We start from the raw sequence: 19,358 nt of genomic DNA, 5'->3' as shown, positions 1-19,358 counted from the left end.
GGCGTCACTTTAGCCGTTGAGTTTTCTTTGCAGAATTTCGGTGAACAGGCGCGGGTTACCCTGGCCTTTTGAGGCTTTCATTAGCGGCCCCATAAAACCGCCCATCAGCTTCTTTCGCTTTTTCTCGTCGGCTTCCTGGTACTGGGCAATCTGCTCGGGCATGCCAGCCAGTACTTCATCCACAATGGCTTCCAGAGCGCCGGTGTCTGACACCTGTTTCAGACCTTGGGCTTCTATGATGGCGTCAGCCGCATTAACTTTAGAGCCGCCGTCGCCATTCCACAGTGCTTCGAACACCTTTTTTGCGCCTGACGACGACACGGTATTGTCTGCAATGCGCGCGACAAGCTGGCCCAGCTGTGTGCCGCTTATCGGTGCCTGCGCAACGGTTTTGTTGTCTGCGTTCAGGCGCGCCAGGAACTCGCCCAATACCCAGTTTGCTGCCAGCTTGGGGTCTTTGCAGTGAGCGGCGGTGTCTTCAAAAAATGCTGACAGGCGAGCGTCGTCGCTCAACAGGCTGGCGTCGTAGTCGTTCAGGCTATATTGCTCTTTGAAGCGTGCTTTGCGGGCATCCGGCAGTTCTGGTAACAGAATGCGCGCACTTTCGATAAAGGCTTCATCGATCACCACCGGCAGCAGATCAGGGCAGGGGAAGTAGCGGTAATCATTGGCTTCTTCTTTGCTACGCATAGAGCGCGATTCGTCGCGATCGCCGTTGTACAGGCGGGTTTCCTGAACGATGCGGCCACCGTCTTCCAGAATGTCCATCTGCCGTTCCACTTCGTGGGCGATGGCCTGCTCCATAAAGCGGAAAGAGTTCAGGTTTTTGGTTTCGGTGCGGGTGCCCAGGGTGTCAGAGCCTTTGGGTTTGAGTGAAATATTCACGTCAAAGCGCAGCGAGCCCTGGCTCATATCGCCATCGCAGATGCCCAGAGACGACACCAGGCTGTGCAGTTTTTTGGCGAAAGCGACGGCTTCTTCCGCGCTGTTCATATCCGGCTCGGTAACAATTTCGATCAGCGGAGTGCCGGCGCGGTTTAGGTCGATACCGGTCATGCCTTGAAAACCCTCATGAAGGGATTTGCCGGCATCTTCTTCCAGGTGTGCGTGGTGGATGCGAACGCGTTTGCTGCGGCCACCGGCTAAATCAACGTCCACGAAGCCTGGGCCCACAATAGGGTGGTCCAACTGCGTGGTCTGATAGCCCTTGGGCAAATCCGGGTAAAAGTAGTTTTTGCGGTCGAACACCGAGCGCCGGCCAATTTCGGCGTTTACCGCCAGGCCAAACATCACTGCGTAGCGGAAGGCCTGCTCGTTGGGCACCGGTAAGGTTCCGGGCATGGCCAGGTCGACCGCGCTGGCCTGGGTGTTGGGCTCGGCGCCGAAGGCGGTGCTAGAGCCGGAAAAAATCTTGGTTTTGGTGGCAAGCTGAGCGTGTATTTCCAGCCCGATCACAATATCCCACTGCATAACGGTTCTCCTGTTTCAGGCTTACTGGGGAAATTTCTGGTGCCAGCCGGTAACCTGCTGGAACTGATGGGCTGCGTTCAGCAGACGGGCTTCTTCAAAATAATTGCCGATTATCTGCAGGCCCACCGGCAAACCGTCGACAAAACCGGCCGGTACCGACATCGCCGGAACGCCCGCAAGATTGACTGCGATAGTGAATATGTCTTCCAGGTACATGGTTACCGGGTCGCTGGTTTTCTCGCCTTGGACAAAGGCGGGCGACGGTGACACCGGGCTCATCAGTACGTCCACTTCTCTGAACGCGTTGATGAAATCCTGCTGAATCAGACGACGTACTTTCTGTGCTTTTAAATAGTAGGCGTCAAAATAGCCGGCGGACAGGGCATAGGTGCCTACCAGGATGCGGCGCTTAACTTCGCTGCCAAAGCCTTCGGCACGGGTGCGGGTGTACAGGTCGTTCAGATCCTGCGGATTGTCGCAGCGATAGCCGTAACGCACGCCGTCAAAGCGCGACAGGTTGGCGGAAGCCTCGGCCGGAGCGATGACGTAATAGGCGGCAATAGCCAGTTCGGCGTGGGGCAGGGACACTTCTTTCACTGTGGCGCCCAGCTTTTCGTATTCCTTCACCGCGTTGCGCACCTGCTGCTCCATGGCGGCGTTGAGCTTATCGGAGAAATACTCTTTTGGCAGGCCCACGCGCAGGCCTTTTAAAGGCTGGTTCAGAGTTGTGGTGTAATCCGGCACGGCGCGATCAGCAGACGTAGAGTCTTTTGGGTCAAACCCGGCCATTATATTCAACATCAGCGCGTTGTCTTCGGCGGTGCGCGCCATGGTGCCGCCCTGGTCCAGGCTAGAGGCGAAAGCGATCATGCCGTAGCGCGACACCCGGCCATAGGTGGGTTTCAGGCCTGTCACGCCACACAGCGCTGCCGGTTGGCGAATGGAGCCGCCGGTGTCGGTGGCGGTGGCAGCCGGCACCAAGCGCGCGGCGATAGCTGCAGCGGAACCACCGGAGGAGCCACCGGGTACGCGCTTCTCGCCCTTACTCATGCCCCAGGGGTTGGTAACCGGGCCAAAAAAGCTGGATTCGTTAGAAGAGCCCATAGCGAACTCGTCCATATTGGTTTTGCCCAGGCACACGGCACCGGCAGCGCGAAAGTTGGCAACAATTGTGGCGTCGTAGGGCGGTACAAAATCCGCCAGCATTTTCGACCCGGCGGTGGTGGTCACGCCGTTGGTGCAGAAAATGTCTTTGTGGGCAAAGGGCACACCTGTCCAGACGCTGGCATTGCCGGCCGCGCGCTGTTCGTCAGCGGCTTTGGCATCGGCCATGGCAAGGTCTTCGGTGATGGTTATAAAGCTGTTGTATTGGCCGTCTTCGGTTTTGATGCGATCGAGGAACTCACGGGTCAGTTCCACGCTTGAAATCTTGCCGCTTTCCAGTTCGCGGGAAAGCTCTGCTACGGATTTGTTATGCATGTTCAATCCTGATGGGATAGTTCGTCAGATCACTCGATTCCCTTTATTCACTCAATCACTCGGGGTACGAGATAGAAGCCGCTCTCGGTGACCGGAGCTATGGCCTGAAAGGCTTCGCGCTGGTTGCTTTCGGTGACTTCGTCGGCGCGCAGGCGCTGTACCGCATCCAGTGGATGGGCCAGAGGCTCTACGTTGTCGGTGTTGGCGGCGCTGAGTTGGTCAACCAGGCTGAGGATGTTGCTCAGGTCGTTTTCCAGTGCGGGTATCTGTTCGTCATCAAGACGGATACGGGCCAGCACGGCGACTTTTTCAATGTCTGCGCGGGAAATGGTCACGTTGACTCCGGTTCTTTGCATTGGGCTAGTGGGGTTATTCGACAGCCACTGCCTTATTTTTCAGTTGGGAGTTAAGAGCGGGTGAGGGCTGGGCTTTTCAAAACACGCTCAAGCCCATCCATGGGGCGCTTGGGCTCCGCCATCCATGGCTCCGCACAGTTTTGAAAAGCCCAGCCATCACCCGCTCTATCTGAGTTTGGCAATAAGGCCGTCATAGTAACAGATTAAGGGCTTTGCGGGAGAGTTACGGGGCACTCTGCTGACTTTGGATCGGTGCTTTAAACGAGCAGCTCAAGGTTTATTTAACGGGCCTGGCATCGTCCAGCAGGTCTTCCGAGGTGGCGTCGTTGCGCTCCTCTCGCACCTGCTTGGGTATGTGGGTGTCCGGGGCCACATTGAGCGCTTCATCGGCTGGAGTCAGGGGTAGGGCTGTTGGTGTGATCGGGCTGATGTTCTTGGATTGCGAGCCTGCTTCTGAGTTCGCTTCCGGGTACTTGCCTGAGATTGTGGTCAACAGAGCCGCCGGAGCCGGGTCGAAACGCAGCCGGAAATGGGCCAGCGGCAATAGCCAGCGCCAGAATAATCGATAGGCGCCACGCCATTGCCACATTTTCCGCGGATCCCGGATGCTTAATTACTGGCGTCTTCAGCTGCGCCTTCAATCGCACCACCGGCAGCTTCAATGTCTTGACCCACGCCCGCGGTGGTGTTGCAGCCGGACAAACCGCCGGCAAGCGCCAGAACCATCAATAAAATTGAGGCGTTGAGAATTTTCATAGTAAGTCTCCACTATTGCGGGTTAATCCGCCCAGCCAAGGCGTTGGTGTTAGCTATTTTCAGTCTAATCAAAGTCTAGTTGCTGACTTTCGTCAAACGGCAAGTCGCACAAAGCGGCATTTTGGCCCCGTAAATGCATGACGTTTTGTTCATGCTCGGGCAGGTCATTTGCTTTTGCGAAGGCTGCGCCTTGCCTGTGCGGGGGGGCGCTGCTAAAGTTGCCGCATCTTTTCGCAGCCGCCACTCTTAGGTTGAAACTACACGAATGTTGATTAAAAGACTCCGAGGATTATTTTCCAGCGATCTGTCCATTGATCTGGGCACCGCAAACACTCTTATTTACGTGCGCGGTCGCGGCATTGTGCTGAATGAGCCTTCCGTTGTTGCCATTCGTACCCATAACTCGCAGAAAATGGTGGCTGCCGTCGGCGCGGAGGCCAAGCGTATGCTGGGCCGTACCCCGGGTAACATCAGCGCCATTCGCCCCATGAAAGACGGCGTAATCGCCGACTTTGTGGTGACTGAAAAAATGCTTCAGCATTTTATTCATAAAGTGCATGAAAACAGCTTTATTACTCCCAGCCCCCGAGTTTTGGTGTGCGTGCCCAGCAAATCCACTCAAGTCGAACGCAAGGCTATTCGCGAGTCGGCTATGGGTGCGGGTGCGCGCGAAGTGTTCCTGATAGAAGAGCCTATGGCGGCAGCCATCGGTGCCGGCCTTCCCGTGGAAGAAGCCAGCGGCTCAATGATTGTGGATATCGGCGGCGGCACCTCTGAAATTGCCATTATTTCTTTGAACGGCATTGTTTATGCAGACTCGGTGCGGGTAGGCGGTGACAAGTTTGATGAAGCTATTGCCACTTATGTGCGTCGTAACTACGGCAGCCTGATTGGTGAATCCACCGCGGAGCGCATCAAGCATGAAATCGGCTGCGCCTACGAAGGTTTGGAAGTTCGTGAAATTGACGTGCGTGGCCGCAATCTGGCTGAAGGTGTGCCGCGGGCGTTCACGCTAAACAGCGAAGAAATTCTAGATGCTCTGCAAGAGTCCCTGGCGCAAATTGTCCAGACCGTTAAAAGTGCTCTGGAACAGGCGCCACCGGAACTGGCATCTGATATTGCCGAACGCGGCATTGTGCTGACCGGCGGCGGCGCCTTGTTGCGGGGGCTGGACAAACTGATTAGCGAAGAAACCGGCCTACCGGTGATCATCGCCGAAGATCCTTTGACCTGTGTTGCCCGTGGTGGTGGCAAGGCGTTGGAAGTGATTGACCGCGGTGGCATTGGAATGTTCTCCCCAGAGGTCTGATCCCGTGGGGAGAATAAGCTATTAAAACCATATTCGTGCAGGGACCGATTCCGGGATTCCGGCTGCTGTTGGTTGTGGTGCTGGCGCTGGCGCTGATTGTTGCTGATGCGCGCTTTGACAGGCTGACAGTGGTGCGCAGCACGCTGGCCACGGGGTTGACACCGGTCTACTGGCTGGGCAACGCGCCCACTCAATTTTCTGATTGGGCGGCCAGTTTGTTCGTCAACAAAGATGACCTCAAGCGTGACAACGACGAACTGCAGGCGCGGCTGCTGATTCTGGAACGTCGGGCTCTGAAATATGCCGCTCTGGCCTCCGAAAATAATGAACTGCGCCGCCTGATGAACTCCTCCGAAGTGCTTGACGACCGCGTTATTGTCAGCGAAGTTGTGAGCGTGTCGCCCGACCCGTTTTCCCATGAACTGGTTATCAATAAAGGCCGCAGCGACGGTGTTCACGAAGGCCAGGCCATATTGGACGCCGGCGGCCTGATGGGGCAGGTGATTCAGGTCAGCCAGATAACCGCTCGCGTTTTGTTGGTATCTGACAGCAGCCATGCGGTGCCGGTAGAAGTGGTGCGCAATGGCCTGCGGGCTATTTTGCTGGGCACCGGCAAAGCGAACAGCCTTGAACTGGTGCACGTTCCGGATACCGCTAACATTCGTGAAGGTGATCTACTGGTGAGTTCCGGCCTGGGCGGGCGTTTCCCTCGCGGTTACCCGGTCGCTGAAGTGAGCCGCATCAGCAAGGAACCCGGCGAACCGTTTATTACCATTGAGGCCACACCCACCGCCACGCTCAATCAGAGCCGTATGTTGCTGGTTGTGTTTCAAGCTCTTGTCCCCGATAACCAACGTGCTGAAAATCAGCTTGAGCCTGCGAAAGGCAGCACCAGCGTGGTTGATCGTTTGCAGAAGGAACGCTGATGCTGTCGGTGATCAGTTACCCGGTGTTTGCTCTGTCGGTGCTGTTGGCGCTGACGTTGAGCATTGCTCCGGTGCCTTCCGGGTGGCTGGAGTTTCGCCCCGAATGGTTGGCGTTAATGGTGTTTTACTGGACAGTGCGTGCGCCTGCGCAGTTTGGCGTTTTCCTCGCTGCCGCTCTGGGTCTGCTGCTGGATGTACTGGAATCAACGCCGCTGGGTGTGAACGCCATGGCCATGGCGGTTGTGGCGTTTCTGGTTCTGACCATACACCAGCGCCTGCGTATGTACCCACTGCCGCAACAGTGCGCCATTGTGTTTCTGCTGCTGGGGATTAATCAGATGCTGGTGCACGTTATCAAGCAGTCTCTGGGGGCAGACAATACCGGTTTCGGGTATTTGTGGCCGGCGCTGACCAGCGCGGTGGTCTGGCCCTTTTTGAGCCTGGTGCTGGACAATATAAACCGCCGACTGGGCTAAGCTCGCACAAGAGGCAGTCAATGCAGACACTGATACTGGCTTCGGCTTCTCCACGCCGTGCCGAATTATTGCAGCAAATTGGTGCACTCTTCGACGTGTGCCCTGCGGCTATTGATGAAACCCCGCGCTCCGCTGAGACTGCCGCCGACTACGTTGAACGCATGGCGCGGGAAAAAGCGCTATTTGTGGCTGCTGCCGCGCAACCCGGTGCACTGGTATTGGGCGCTGACACCGCGGTGATAGTAGAAGGCGTCATTCTGGGTAAACCCGTTGACGCTGCGGATGCCAAAATCATGCTGGGGGCGTTGTCCGGGCGCCAGCATCAGGTGCTCACCGCCGTAGCGCTGGTAAGCGCGGATGGTTGCCGTTCTTGCCTGGTGACCACCAACGTGAGTTTTTGCAGTCTGACGGAGGCGAAAATTGACGCCTACGTGGCTACCGGCGAACCCATGGATAAAGCCGGCAGCTATGGCATTCAGGGCCTTGGTGGCATATTTGTTGAACAATTGCAGGGAAGTTACAGCGCGGTGGTGGGTTTGCCGCTGCAGGAAACCGCGGCATTGCTGAGCGCAGCAGGCTATCCTGTGTGGAACCAGTGGCCATGCAGTAAGGAGCGCCAATCATGAGTGAAGAAATTCTGATCAACGTAACGCCGGTAGAAACCCGTGTTGCGCTGGTTGAAAACGGGATGTTGCAGGAAGCCTACATCGAACGCGCCAGTCGAAAAGGTATTGTCGGTAATATTTACAAAGGCAAAGTGGTGCGGGTGCTTCCGGGTATGGAAGCCGCGTTTGTTGATATCGGCCTTGAGCGTGCGGCCTTCATTCACGCGTCCGACGTGGTTACCAGTCAGCCCGGCAGTGATGACATCAGCGACGGCCCCCGTGTGGTGCCCGATATTCGCACCCTGCTGCGTGAAGGCCAGTCGCTGGTGGTGCAGGTCACCAAAGACCCCATTGGCACCAAAGGCGCACGATTAACCACCCAGCTTTCGATTCCTTCCCGCTATCTGGTATTTATGCCGGGTGTTAATCACATTGGCATCTCCCAGCGCATCGAAGACGACACCGAGCGTGCCCGGCTCAAGGCGATTGTGAGTGAAGCCGCCGCAGAGCAGGCGTCTTCCGTAGCTATTCAGGGTGGTTATATTATTCGCACCGCTGCAGAAGCTGCCAGCGAAGAGGACCTGACCGCCGACATGAAATATTTGCACCGGCTTGGTCAGTCTATTAACGAGCGCATGGACAAGGTTCAGGCGCCCGCGGTGATTTATCAGGATCTGCCGCTGTTTATTCGCACTATTCGCGATCTGATTCGTCCTCAAACTGAAAAAGTACGCATCGACAGTCGTGAAAGTCATCAGCGAGTGATGGAGTTTGTGCATGAGTTCGTCAGCGAGTTTGCCGATAAAGTTGAGTATTACCCGGGTGAACGCCCGATTTTTGATCTGTATTCGGTAGAAGATGAAATCCAGAAAGCCCTTAGCCGCAAAGTGCAGCTGAAATCGGGCGGCTATGTGATTATCGACCAAACCGAAGCGATGACCACCATCGACATCAATACCGGAGCCTTTGTTGGCCACCGCAATCTTGAAGAAACCATTTTCAAAACCAACCTGGAAGCGGCTCGTGCCATCAGTCGCCAGCTGCGCCTGCGTAATCTGGGCGGCATTATTATTATCGACTTTATCGATATGGAAGACGCCGAACACAAACGCCAGGTGCACCGCATGCTGGAGAAAATGCTGGAGCGAGACCACGCCAAAACCAAGATTACCGGGGTGTCGGAACTGGGCCTGGTAGAAATGACCCGCAAGCGCACCACCGAATCCCTGGGCCAGGTGCTGTGTGAGCCCTGTCCGATTTGCGACGGCCGCGGCTTTCTGAAAACGGGTGAAACGGTCTGTTACGAAATTTTCCGCGAAATTTTGCGGGTGAATCGCGCTTATGACACCGAAAGCTATCTGGTGATGGCGTCGCAAAGCGTTGTCGATCTCCTGGTTGATGAAGAGTCGGATAACGTGGCTGATCTGGAAACATTTATCTGCAAAACCATTCGCTTTCAAGTCGAGCCTTTCTACAGTCAGGAGCAGTACGATGTTGTGCTGTTGTAAGCTTGCTGCTGGCAACCGGCGTTTGGAGTAAAGCCCAGTGTCAAAGCAGGAATCTCCGCCCCCGGCCCCGAATTCCCTGCCGCTGCGTTGGTTAGCGAGTTTGTCTACGCTGGTATGGTGGCTGGCGCTGGCTCTGTTGCTGCTGTTAGCTCTTTATGCCGGTCTGGGGCGCCAGTTGACCGCGGATATGAACCAATATCGCGATACCTTGCAGACCCAGCTGTCAGAGCAGTTGGGCTATACGGTTAGCATTGGTGAGCTGTCGGCGCGTTGGTATTGGTTGAACCCGGAATTCAGCGCGCAAGATGTGACGGTCGCAGAGACCGGCCTGGACGAGGACGAGCCTTTGGCCTACCTGAGACATCTGCGAATGCGGGTAGATTTTCTGGCCTCGATGTTACGTTTGCGCCTGGTGCTGGAAAAGTTCGAGGCAGACGGCCTGGATCTAGCCCTGCGCCAGAAAGCGACTGGGCAGGTGGTCCTTGCCGGCAGCGGTCTTGAGTTCAGCGACAATTCGTTGCAGCGCTTGGTCGCCTTGGCCGAACGCTGGCTTTCAAAACCTTTTGTCCGCATCACACGCATTCAGCTGGCCGTTTCCGACAGCAGTGGCAACCTGCGTCAACTGGACATTCCGCAACTTGATCTGCTTTATCAGCGCGGTCTTTTCCGCGCCTCCGGCCGCGCTATGCAAGCCGGCACCAATCAGCAGTTGGCCAGTTTTCGCCTGGTAGGCCGGAGCTTTCTGTTGGGTCAGTTCACCGGCCAACTTTACGTAGACGTTGCTTCCGGGCGCCTGTTTGATGGTCTGATTGACGACTATCGCTGGCGCGATATGCGGGTGGAAGGCTTTGATGTGGGCGGCCAGGCCTGGCTCAGTTTTCGTGACGGCCAGTTGGAGCAGGTCAACGGGACCTTGCGCACCCCCTATTTGCAATTAGGGGCCGGCGCTATGTCGTTGGCTCCGCTGGAAGACATTCGCGCCCGTTTCGGATGGCGGCGCGACGACCAAACACTTGGCGGCAGTGGTGCATGGCACCTGCGGCAGCTGCAGTGGCGTTGGAGCGGCGATCAGGTATCGCCGTTCAGCGCACGGCTGACAGCGCTGCCCAATAGCTCTGCCAAGGCCGGTAATGACTCCGCTGGCGTAAGGTTTGTGGCCGATGCGCTGCCGCTGCGGCCATTGCGCCGGCTGATGGCGGCATTGCCGTTATTGCCGCAGCTTGCCCAGGAGGCGTTGGCCGACTATAAACCCGCAGGCTTTCTGGACGCTATGAGGCTGGACATACCCCATGCGGACCCGGCCGATTTTCAGCTTAGCGCCCGGCTGCGCGATGTCAAAGTTAACGCACATAACGGCGCGCCTGCTGCCAGCCAAGTGCAGGGGCATATCTACGTTGACCGCCGTGGCGGCTATGTGGATACCTATGCCGCAGAGCAGCCGGTAGAAATTGAATTTCCTGAACTGTTTTCGGCACGCTGGCAGTTTCCCCGCTTCAAAGCCCTGGTAGCTTGGCAGATTGACGGTGCTCTTATACGGGTATTTTCTGAAGGCATGCGCCTGGGTGTGGGTGAGCAGACCGAGTTGATTGGCGGTTTTGATCTGCGCCTGGACCAGCACGGCGATGATAATCTGGGTTTGCAGGTACAGGTTGAAAACGGCGACGCCGCAATGATTGCGGACCTGGTGCCAGAGTACGCCGTGGCACCGGAGCTTTATAAATGGTTGACCACCGCCATTGAGGCCGGTCGGATTTCCTCTGGCGCTTATTACGGCCATGGCCAGATTGGCGCTGGGGCGCCACCGGGTTCGTTTATGTCGGCTATGTGGTACCAGTTCGAAGAAGCCACTCTGCGCTATGATCCACAGTGGCCGGCGGTGACCGGCGCCCGCGGCCGGGTGGAAGTTCATAACGGCTCGGCGGTGGTCAGTGTAGAACAGGCAAATAGTGGTGGCTTGCAATTGCGGCCGAGCACGGTGCGACTGGTCACCGGTAATGATAGCTCTGTGGTGAGTGTTAACACAGCGGCTCGAGTACCTGCGCAGGCACTCGACCTGTGGATGAAGAACAGTCCGCTGGGCGAAGTAGCCGGCGATGGATTAAGCCAGATTGCGCTTACCGGAAGTGCGGATTTACAGCTGGCATTGCGCTTACCTTTAAATCAGCCCCGGCAGTTTTCCGTGGATGCCCTCGTGGCGGCCAACGATGTTGGATTGCAACACTTGCCCTCAGGTCTGCAATGGGCGCAGATTCGCGGGCAGGCCCGGTATCGCAGCGAACAAGGCTTCAGTGGCGCACCGATGCAGGGGGTGTTTGAAGGCCAGCCCGTCACCATCGGTTTGGGTATTAACGAACAGGACGGGTTAACCGTCAACCAGAGTGGCCAGTTGGACGCTGAAGCCCTTCGGCAATTAGCCGGTGTGGACGCTGATGCCAGCTACGGCATCAGCGGAGCCTTAGCCTACAGCGCTGATCTGGTTCTGATGGCGGCAAGCCCGCCAGAGCTGGAGTTGTATTCAGACTTGCGCGGTCTGGCTATAGACTGGCCCGGGTCTCTCGAAAAAGCGGCGGCCGAGACCGCGCCCTTGCGCCTGACTCTGGATTCGTCGGTGAAAGACGGTGTGGCATTTGGAGTGAATTGGGAAAATCGAGGCCATGGCTATGTGCGTACACTGGACATCGGGTTTGATGCCCGCGTGGATTACCTTCAACTGGGTGGCAGTCGATTAAGTGATATAAACATCAGTGCTCTGGATCTGGATAAACAATGGACAGTGCGATTGGACTCAGACCTGGTCAGCGGGCGCATTGAAGTTCCGAACGACGGTTCTGAGCTGACGGTGGATTTACAACACCTGAACTTGCCCCGTAACGATTCGCAGGACCCAACACCTACTGCAGCGGCGAACCTGCGCGATAGCGTTGACTCAGGCGCCGCGGCCGAGCTGCGGCCCCAAGACTGGCCTTCCGCAAATGTTCGCATAGCTCAGCTCGCCCTGGCCGGCGAGCCGCTGGGGCAATGGTCATTCTTGCTGCGCCCCCAGGCTGGTGGTGTAAACATCGGGTCCATTGAGGGCAAATTGGATTCCCTGGCGCTGGCGGGTGAATTCAACTGGCTGTTGCAAGGGCAAAATCAAGTTAGCCGTTTTAAAGGTAGCGTCACGGGGGGCGAACTGGCTGAACTTGGAGGGTTGTTTGGTGCGGATATACCTCTAGAGAACCTTGCGACCAATATTGAACTGGCGCTGGAATGGCCAGGTCGCCCGGATCAGTTTGGACTTGAGCAGCTGAGTGGCGATATCAGTATGACTCTGGAAGACGGTGTGATTCTGCAACAAAACAACAGTGCCCAGCTTTTTCGCGTGTTCAACCTGCTGAACACCGATACCTTATGGCGTAGGCTGCAGTTGGACTTCTCAGACTTGTATGAGCGTGGCGTGGCGTTTGATGCGCTTTCCGGCAAGGCGCAGATTGCCAATGGGCGGTTAACCCTGAACCCGGAATTACAGATTGTGGGCCCTTCCGGAGCTTTCAAACTCAGCGGCACCACCGATATGGCTTCTGAGACTCTGGATATGCGGCTTGTAGTGGTGGTGCCGTTAACCCAGAATCTGCCTTTGGCGGCTCTGCTAATGGGGGCAGGAGCACCGATTGGCGGTGCTCTGTTTGTGCTGGATAAAATACTGGGCGATCCGTTAAGCAAGCTGACCAGTGCCAGTTATAAAGTGTCTGGAACTTGGGACGAGCCCAAAACCAACTTGCAGGGTGTGTTTGGCGCAGGTGACTGAACTCCGCTGCAGTTAGGGTTCATAATCGCGTTGGTAATGGGCACAAACGCAAGGTATCGGGCAGTAACAACAAAGATATCTGGCGATAACAATGAAGGAGTGTGGCAATGACACAGCAATCCCCGGCGCTTTTGGCGGCCCTGCAAATGGTCAGTGGGCATCAGCTTCAGGACAACCTGAAGGCTGCCGCCGCACTTTTACAGCAGGCTGCGGAGGCGGGCGTAAAGGTGGCGGTACTGCCGGAAAATTTCGCAGTGTTGGCTAGCGATCAAATGCTTCCCTGCGGGCAGCAGGAGGCTGGTAGCGAAAGCATTATTCGAACTTTTCTAGCACAACAGGCGAAAACCCTGAAGCTTTGGATTGTAGGCGGTTCATTGCCGTTGGCTCTGCGCCCGGATGGGTCGGTCATTGCTGACCGGGTGCGAGCCAGTTGCCTGGTGTTCAATGATCTGGGCGACGAAGTGGCGCGCTATGACAAGATTCATCTGTTTGATGCCCAAGTGGACGATGCCCACGGCCAGTACCGTGAGTCGGATACCTTCGAAGCGGGAGATCAGGTGGTTACCGTGGACACGCCAGCAGGGCGCCTGGGGCTGGCGGTTTGCTACGACCTGCGCTTCCCGGAGCTGTTCCGTGCGCTCCGTGACAAAGGTGCTGACTGGGTGTGCCTGCCCAGCGCCTTTACCTGGAAAACCGGAAATGCCCACTGGCACGCGCTGATTCGGGCGCGTGCCATTGAAAATCAGCTATACGTAGTGGCGGCCGGGCAAGGCGGGCACAACAGCAGCCAGCGCCGCACCTACGGCCATAGTTTGATTTGCGACCCCTGGGGCAGTGTGCTGGCCGAGGTTAGCGAGGATGGCCCCGGTATGGTAACCGCAGCGCTGGACAAACACTGGCTGGATCAACTGCGCCAGCACATGCCGGTATGGAGTCATCGCCGCCTGTAACGGCCGTTACGTAAGCACGCAAAACGCTTTTGGCTGGCTTACATTTGCTCGTTGGCGTCAATGCACTCGCGCAGGTAGCGGAATAGTTTTCGGCCGTGGCCGGCGCTTTGCGGCTTCTGCACTTCATTGCGGGCATTACGTGCCAGATTGCGCAAATGCTGGATATCCGCACTCGGGCAGTGGCTTAAAAACTCGCCAATAATGCTATCGCCCTCGGTGATGATACGGTCGCGCCAGCGCTCAGCCAGGTGATGGCGGCGGGTGTGCTCTACACTGCCCGCGGAGAACGCGGTGATAGCGGCCTGCAGGGCCTCGGGGTCGGGCTCCTGACGGATGATCTTGCCAATGTATTGCAGGTGCCGGCGCTTGGCTTCGTTTTGGCGAATGCGGACCGATTCGTCGATGGCGCGGCGCAGCGTGTCGCTGATTTGCAGGCTGTCGAGCTGCTCATGGTTTAGCTCCAGCATTTGCTTGCCCATGCTTTGCAGCGCGTGCATCTCGCGCTTGAGCTGGGACTTGCTGGGGCCGTCGTATTCAAACTCTTCTTCGTTATGATCAATCATGATATTACCGGTTACTTAGGTGTAAAAAGCTATTTAGATGTAAAAACTATCTGGATTTAAACAACTCACGCATAAAAAAGAGTCGCGAGGCCAAGAAAGGACACAAACCCGACAACGTCGGTGACGGTGGTTAGAATCACACTGCCAGCCAGTGCTGGGTCAATGTTACGCGACTTCAGAAACAACGGTAACACGGTGCCCACCAGGGCTGCAGCGACAAGATTGATCACCAGCGCCGCGGCAATAATAGCGCCCAGCATAATATCCTTGAACCACAGGGTAGCCGCGCCGGCCACTACCAAAGCCCACAACACGCCATTCATTGCACTCACCAGAAACTCGCGGTTTAACAACCAGCCTACATTGGCGCTGCTGATCTGACCAACGGCCATACCGCGGATGACCAGTGTTAGGGTCTGGCTGCCGGCAATGCCGCCCATACTGGCCACAATGGGCATCAGCACCGCCAGTGCCACCACCTTGGTGATGGTCTCTTCAAACAGACCGATCACTCCAGAGGCGATAAACGCGGTCATTAGATTAATGCCCAGCCAAACCGCGCGCCTGCGCGAGGTTTTCCACACCGGCGCAAAGGTATCTTCGTCGTCGTCCAAACCCGCCATCCGCATCAGCGAGTGATCGGCATCCTCGCGGATAACATCGACCACGTCATCAATGGTGATGCGGCCCAGCAGTTTGCCATTTTCCGCCACCACCGGCGCCGAGATCAGGTCATAACGCTCAAACAGGATGGCAACCTTGGTGTCTGACAGACTGACCGGGATGGGCTCAATATCGGTGTCCATCACTTCACGCACGGTGGCGGCAGGATTCGATACCAGCAAGGAAGTAACCGGCAGCATGCCGATAAATTCATCGCGGCGGCTGACCACAATCAGGCTGTCAGTCATGGAGGGCAGGGTGCGGTGGCGGCGAAGATAGCGCAGCACCACGTCAATGCTGATGTCCGGGCGCACCGTAATGGTGTCGGTGTTCATCAAGCCGCCGGCGGTGTCTTCGGGGTACGACAGTACCTCTTCCACCCGCTGGCGGTCTTGTTCGTCCATGGTGTTCAGAACTTCCTGAATCACCGTGTCGGGGAGCTGCTGAAGTAAGTCGGCCAGATCGTCCGACTCAAAGTCTTCAATCAGATCGGCCAGCTCCTGAGCGTTGAATTTGCTTAGGAAATCGCCCCGAATGTCTTCGTTCAGATACTGAAGAACTTCGCCTTCAAGCTGTTTGTCGACCAGATTCCACAGCAGCGTCCGTTGCCGCGGAGGCGATGATTCCAGCAGGTGAGCGATATCACTGGGGCTGAGGCCGCCATTGAGGATGCGTGCGACCTGTTTCAGGGCGCCACTGTCCAGCGCCTCGCCTAATGAGCGAAGGCGTTGGCGTGCCTGGCTTTTTTCCAGAATATCGGTCATGGCTCATCCGCGGTCAGAAAACGGCTGTATTATAGCGGACTTGCAGGCGCTGCGTGAGCGACTATTCGCCCTCGCCAAAGTAATCGTTGATCAGTTCTGTCAACGCAATGATGGCCTGTTGCTCGTCTTCACCGTCGGCAATCAGTTCTACTTCGGTGCCCTGGCTGGCGGCGAGCATCATCACCTGCATGATGTTTTTGGCGTCTACTTCACGGCCTTTACCGGCGATTCTGACTTTGCTTTGGTGAGCAGACGCTGTGGCCACCAGTTTGGCCGTTGCGCGGGCGTGCAGGCCCAGTTTGTTGATGATAAACAGATGGCGTCGGATCATGGTTGAATCAGGCGTCCTGTACGGTTTTCAGGTGTAACAGTTCGGAGTGACGCACTTGCACGTTGTTGCTGTGCTGGCGGAAGTGGGCACCTATCTGCTCGCAGACGTAAACCGAGCGGTGCTGGCCGCCAGTACAGCCAATGGATATGGTCATATAGCTGCGGTTGCTGTCGGCAAATGCCGGTAGCCACGAGGTCAGAAAAGCGATGATTTCCTGAACCATTTTTGCGCTCATGGGTTCGTTTTCCAAAAACTCGATCACCGGCTGGTCCATGCCGGTGAACTTGCGCAGAGAGGTGTCCCAGTGGGGGTTAGGCAGGCAACGCACGTCAAATACGTAGTCTGAATCAACCGGTACGCCGTGCTTGAAGCCAAACGACTGGAACAGCAGCGCCAGTTCCTGATCTTTGCGGCCGACCACCCGCTGTTTGACCATGTCCCGCAACTCGTACATGCCCATGCCAGTGGTGTTGATGTACAGGTCAGCCAGGTTCGACAAGGGTTCCAGCAGTTTTTTTTCCGAGCTGATGGCTTCGCGCAGTGACGTCTGATCGTCGCTCAGAGGATGCTTTCGTCGGGTAGCATGAAAGCGTTGCAGCAAAGATTGCTCGTCGGCGTCCAGAAATATGATTTCAGCGCTGACGCCGGTGTCCTTCAGGCGTCCGTGAATATCTTCGAAATTGGCAAGCTCACCGGACAGGTTGCGCGCGTCTATACTTACTGCCATTTTTTGCAAGCGGCCGGCCGGCTCTTGTGCGGCCGTTTCTTTGGTCAGCGGGAACAGCAAGCCAATGGGTAAATTGTCGATGCAGTAAAAACCTAGGTCTTCAAGTACGTGCAACGCCGTACTTTTACCCGATCCGGAACGGCCGCTGACAATAATCAGTTTCATCGTTAATAACTCTTTAGGTGCGAACGGTCGGAGTAGGACAGATCAGCGTCCGGAGGTCATGCGCTGAAATAGGGTAATGGCATCTTCCGATTGGCGCAGGCGGTCGCAAAAAGCCCGATCGTTGAACTTTTCTGCAAGCTGGCTAAGCAGCTCAAGGTGCTCGCTGGTGGCTTCTTTTGGCACAACCAGGGCAAAAACCAAATCTACCGGCTGGTTGTCAATGGCATCGAAATCCACGCTTTCGCTGAGAGTGATCAGCAGGCCAATAACGTGCTCCAGGCCTTCCAGGCGGCAGTGGGGGATGGCGATGCCCTGGCCGATTCCGGTGGAACCCAGGCGCTCGCGGGCAATCAGATTGCTGAATATCTGAGTGTCGCCCAAGGTGGCGTTATGCAGGTGAATCTGCTCTGCAATAAACTCAAGAACCCTTTTCTTGCTGGACGCTGGTACGTTGCAAAGTGTCAGTTCCGGGGCAAGGATGGTTTCTATGGTCAGGGATGTCTCGCTCATGGGTCGACGGCACTTCCATTAAAAAAAGGCTGCAGCATGGTGTCATGCCGCAGCGCGTGAAGCGTTTACGCGTTGTGTCCGGTGTTAGTTACCATGCATCCGGGACACTTGCTTTTCTTTGTGCTTGAGGATCTGGCGGTCCAGTTTGTCCACCAGAGCGTCAATCGCTGCGTACATATCTTCGGTTTCGGCCTTGGCGTGCAATTCGCCACCGCTGATATTTACGGTAGCTTCGGCTATCTGGCGCAATTTTTCCACCTGCAGAATCACATTGGTGTTGCTAATCTGGTCGAAGTGGCGCTCCAGGCGCTGGAACTTTTCGTTCACGTAATCTTTGAGTGCTTCGGTCAGTTCTACATGATGGCCTGAAATGTTGAGTTGCATAGGCTTCTCCTGCTATTGCATCGGTGTTGTTACATTGGCGCTGCTACACCAGTCGCTTTCTTTCATTAGAGGGAGGTATTTGCAGTGCCTCCCGGTATTTGGCCACGGTACGCCGTGCCACTTGGATTCCCTGTTCCCCAAGCATGGCCGCAATCTTGCTGTCGCTCAACGGTTTTTTGGAGGTTTCGACTGCTATCAGTTTTTTTATCATGGCGCGGATAGCGGTTGAGGAACATTCTCCGCCAGCGTCGGTGCTGACATGGCTGGAGAAAAAATATTTGAGCTCAAAAATGCCGCGAGGTGTGTGCATGAACTTCTGGGTGGTCACCCGGGAGATGGTAGATTCATGCATTTCTACGGCTTGGGCGATTTCCGAGAGGATCAACGGTTTCATGGCTTCTTCACCCTGGTCCAGAAATCCCTGTTGATATTCCACAATACGGGTAGCCACTTTCAGCAGCGTTTCGTTGCGGCTCTGCAAGCTTTTGATGAACCATTTAGCCTCTTGTAACTGATCGCGCATGTAGGTGTTGTCAGCGCTGCTATCGGCGCGCTTTATCAATGAAGCATAGCTGGCATTGACGCGAATGCGCGGTGCAATTTCTGGATTCAGCTCTACCCGCCAGCGATCGTTGCGCTTGTACACAATGACGTCTGGAATGACGTAGTCCGGTTCGGTCCGGTCAATCACATCACCGGGGCGCGGGTTCAAGCTGGTAATCAGCGCCAGTACGTGTTTTAGCTGGTCTTCTTTCAGGCGGCTACGGCGCAGCAGTTGGGCGTAGTCACGGTTACCCAGCAGGCTGATGTAGTGGGTGATCACCATGCGCGCCTGAGCAACCCAAGGGGTGTCTGGCGGCATCTGGTTCAGCTGGATCAGCAGGCATTCCTGCAGGTCACGACCAAACACACCGGGGGGGTCAAAAAACTGCAGGCGCCTGAGTACCGCTTTCAGTTCATCCAGTTCCAGCGGGTCGTCGTCGTGCTCGTCCTGCAGGCCGGTATAAATCTCGGCCAGCGAGCTGGTCAGGTAGCCACGCTCGTCAACGGCGTCCATCAGGGCATGAGCCACGGCGCGGTCGCGGTCGGTCATGGTGGTCAGGTTGAGCTGCCACTCCAGGTGATCGCGCAGGGTTTCAGTAGGCGAGTTGCGGGTTTCAAAATCGTAGTCGTTATCGTCGCCATTGCTGCTGGCCGGTGCCGGCGCCGACTGGTATACGTCGTCCCAGGCGGTATCTACCGGTAGGTCGTCTGGCAGGGTATCGGGGATTTCGTTTTCGCTGGCCCAGTCGGGACCGTTTTCGTTTTCGTCCCAGTCTTTGCTGGTGTCTGGAGAGGTCTCTGCTGCGCTGGCGTCCGAATTTTGATCGTTGTTAGTGTCGGCGTGCGTAGGTTCCTCATCGCCGTGATCGTCGTCTTCCGGTGCTTCCAGCATGGGATTGGACTCCAGTGCCTGCTGGATTTCCTGCTGCAAGTCGAGGGTGGAAAGCTGTAGCAGGCGAATTGCCTGCTGGAGCTGGGGCGTCATGGTCAGGCTCTGGCCCAGCTTGAGCTGCAAAGAAGCTTTCATCACCATTCTTGGAAGTCCATTACTCGATCGGTTGGCGCGTGGCAGCCGCAAAAAAAAGT

General features: G+C 56.3%; 19 protein-coding genes. 7 read left to right on the top strand and 12 right to left on the bottom strand.

Going from position 1 to position 19,358, the window contains the following annotated elements:
- Positions 1–9 precede the first annotated feature (9 nt).
- From gatB to ATG98_RS01795, 5 genes are all read right to left on the bottom strand, one after another.
- On the bottom strand, positions 10–1,470 hold the full coding sequence (gatB, locus tag ATG98_RS01815) for an Asp-tRNA(Asn)/Glu-tRNA(Gln) amidotransferase subunit GatB (RefSeq protein WP_098421997.1): 1,461 nt from the start codon (positions 1,468–1,470) through the stop codon (positions 10–12).
- Between the two features lie 21 nt (positions 1,471–1,491).
- The gene (gatA, locus tag ATG98_RS01810) at positions 1,492–2,949 is read right to left on the bottom strand and encodes an Asp-tRNA(Asn)/Glu-tRNA(Gln) amidotransferase subunit GatA (RefSeq protein WP_098421996.1); all 1,458 of its coding nucleotides are present in this window, start codon (positions 2,947–2,949) and stop codon (positions 1,492–1,494) included.
- Between the two features lie 47 nt (positions 2,950–2,996).
- Positions 2,997–3,284 (bottom strand): Asp-tRNA(Asn)/Glu-tRNA(Gln) amidotransferase subunit GatC, encoded by a 288-nt coding sequence (gatC, locus tag ATG98_RS01805; protein WP_098421995.1) that lies wholly within the window; start codon positions 3,282–3,284, stop codon positions 2,997–2,999.
- 298 nt (positions 3,285–3,582) lie between these two features.
- Entirely contained in the window at positions 3,583–3,894 is a 312-nt protein-coding gene (locus ATG98_RS01800; RefSeq protein WP_098419252.1) for a hypothetical protein, read from the bottom strand.
- Positions 3,895–3,914: 20 nt separating this feature from the next.
- Entirely contained in the window at positions 3,915–4,061 is a 147-nt protein-coding gene (locus ATG98_RS01795; protein WP_098419251.1) for an entericidin A/B family lipoprotein, read from the bottom strand.
- Positions 4,062–4,329: 268 nt separating this feature from the next.
- On the opposite strand from ATG98_RS01795, the gene ATG98_RS01790 reads away from it, so the two are divergent.
- The 7 genes from ATG98_RS01790 to ATG98_RS01760 all read left to right on the top strand — a co-directional run bounded on the left by ATG98_RS01790 (position 4,330) and on the right by ATG98_RS01760 (position 13,622).
- A complete protein-coding gene (locus ATG98_RS01790) occupies positions 4,330–5,370 on the top strand; it encodes a rod shape-determining protein (RefSeq protein ID WP_098421705.1) in 1,041 nt (346 codons plus the stop codon).
- A gap of 35 nt (positions 5,371–5,405) precedes the next feature.
- Positions 5,406–6,296 (top strand): rod shape-determining protein MreC, encoded by an 891-nt coding sequence (gene mreC, locus ATG98_RS01785; RefSeq protein WP_098419250.1) that lies wholly within the window; start codon positions 5,406–5,408, stop codon positions 6,294–6,296.
- A complete protein-coding gene (mreD, locus tag ATG98_RS01780; RefSeq protein ID WP_098419249.1) occupies positions 6,296–6,772 on the top strand; it encodes a rod shape-determining protein MreD in 477 nt (158 codons plus the stop codon). Before mreC ends, mreD begins: the two co-directional genes overlap by 1 nt.
- 20 nt (positions 6,773–6,792) lie before the next feature.
- Positions 6,793–7,398, top strand: coding sequence for a Maf family protein (locus ATG98_RS01775; protein ID WP_098419248.1), 606 nt, complete (start codon positions 6,793–6,795; stop codon positions 7,396–7,398).
- The gene (rng, locus tag ATG98_RS01770) at positions 7,395–8,885 is read left to right on the top strand and encodes a ribonuclease G (RefSeq protein WP_098419247.1); all 1,491 of its coding nucleotides are present in this window, start codon (positions 7,395–7,397) and stop codon (positions 8,883–8,885) included. Before ATG98_RS01775 ends, rng begins: the two co-directional genes overlap by 4 nt.
- 37 nt (positions 8,886–8,922) lie before the next feature.
- On the top strand, positions 8,923–12,672 hold the full coding sequence (locus tag ATG98_RS01765) for a YhdP family protein (RefSeq protein WP_098421994.1): 3,750 nt from the start codon (positions 8,923–8,925) through the stop codon (positions 12,670–12,672).
- 107 nt (positions 12,673–12,779) lie between these two features.
- Complete coding sequence (locus ATG98_RS01760) at positions 12,780–13,622, top strand: carbon-nitrogen hydrolase family protein (protein WP_098419245.1); 843 nt, start codon at positions 12,780–12,782, stop codon at positions 13,620–13,622.
- 38 nt (positions 13,623–13,660) lie between these two features.
- On the opposite strand, the gene yjgA is transcribed toward ATG98_RS01760, so the two are convergent.
- From yjgA to ATG98_RS01725, 7 genes are all read right to left on the bottom strand, one after another.
- Positions 13,661–14,185 (bottom strand): ribosome biogenesis factor YjgA, encoded by a 525-nt coding sequence (yjgA, locus tag ATG98_RS01755; RefSeq protein WP_098419244.1) that lies wholly within the window; start codon positions 14,183–14,185, stop codon positions 13,661–13,663.
- A gap of 65 nt (positions 14,186–14,250) precedes the next feature.
- A complete protein-coding gene (gene mgtE / locus ATG98_RS01750) occupies positions 14,251–15,612 on the bottom strand; it encodes a magnesium transporter (RefSeq protein WP_098419243.1) in 1,362 nt (453 codons plus the stop codon).
- A gap of 61 nt (positions 15,613–15,673) precedes the next feature.
- On the bottom strand, positions 15,674–15,943 hold the full coding sequence (locus tag ATG98_RS01745; protein ID WP_098419242.1) for an HPr family phosphocarrier protein: 270 nt from the start codon (positions 15,941–15,943) through the stop codon (positions 15,674–15,676).
- Between the two features lie 7 nt (positions 15,944–15,950).
- Positions 15,951–16,835, bottom strand: a complete 885-nt coding sequence (gene rapZ / locus ATG98_RS01740; RefSeq protein ID WP_098419241.1) for an RNase adapter RapZ — start codon at positions 16,833–16,835, stop codon at positions 15,951–15,953.
- Positions 16,836–16,877: 42 nt separating this feature from the next.
- On the bottom strand, positions 16,878–17,345 hold the full coding sequence (ptsN, locus tag ATG98_RS01735) for a PTS IIA-like nitrogen regulatory protein PtsN (RefSeq protein ID WP_018402366.1): 468 nt from the start codon (positions 17,343–17,345) through the stop codon (positions 16,878–16,880).
- An 84-nt stretch (positions 17,346–17,429) separates the two neighbouring features.
- Positions 17,430–17,729, bottom strand: coding sequence for a ribosome hibernation promoting factor (gene hpf / locus ATG98_RS01730; protein ID WP_098419240.1), 300 nt, complete (start codon positions 17,727–17,729; stop codon positions 17,430–17,432).
- Positions 17,730–17,772: 43 nt separating this feature from the next.
- Positions 17,773–19,305 carry an RNA polymerase factor sigma-54 gene (locus ATG98_RS01725; protein WP_179888019.1) on the bottom strand — a complete coding sequence of 511 codons (1,533 nt, stop codon included), beginning with the start codon at positions 19,303–19,305 and terminating at the stop codon, positions 17,773–17,775.
- Between the last annotated feature and the right edge of the window lie 53 nt (positions 19,306–19,358).

It is taken from the genome of Marinobacter sp. LV10R520-4, from assembly GCF_002563815.1.
Classification (GTDB): Bacteria; Pseudomonadota; Gammaproteobacteria; order Pseudomonadales; family Oleiphilaceae; genus Marinobacter.
Note: the sequence above shows the minus strand (reverse complement) of the source record. Positions and strands in the feature narration are given on the sequence as shown.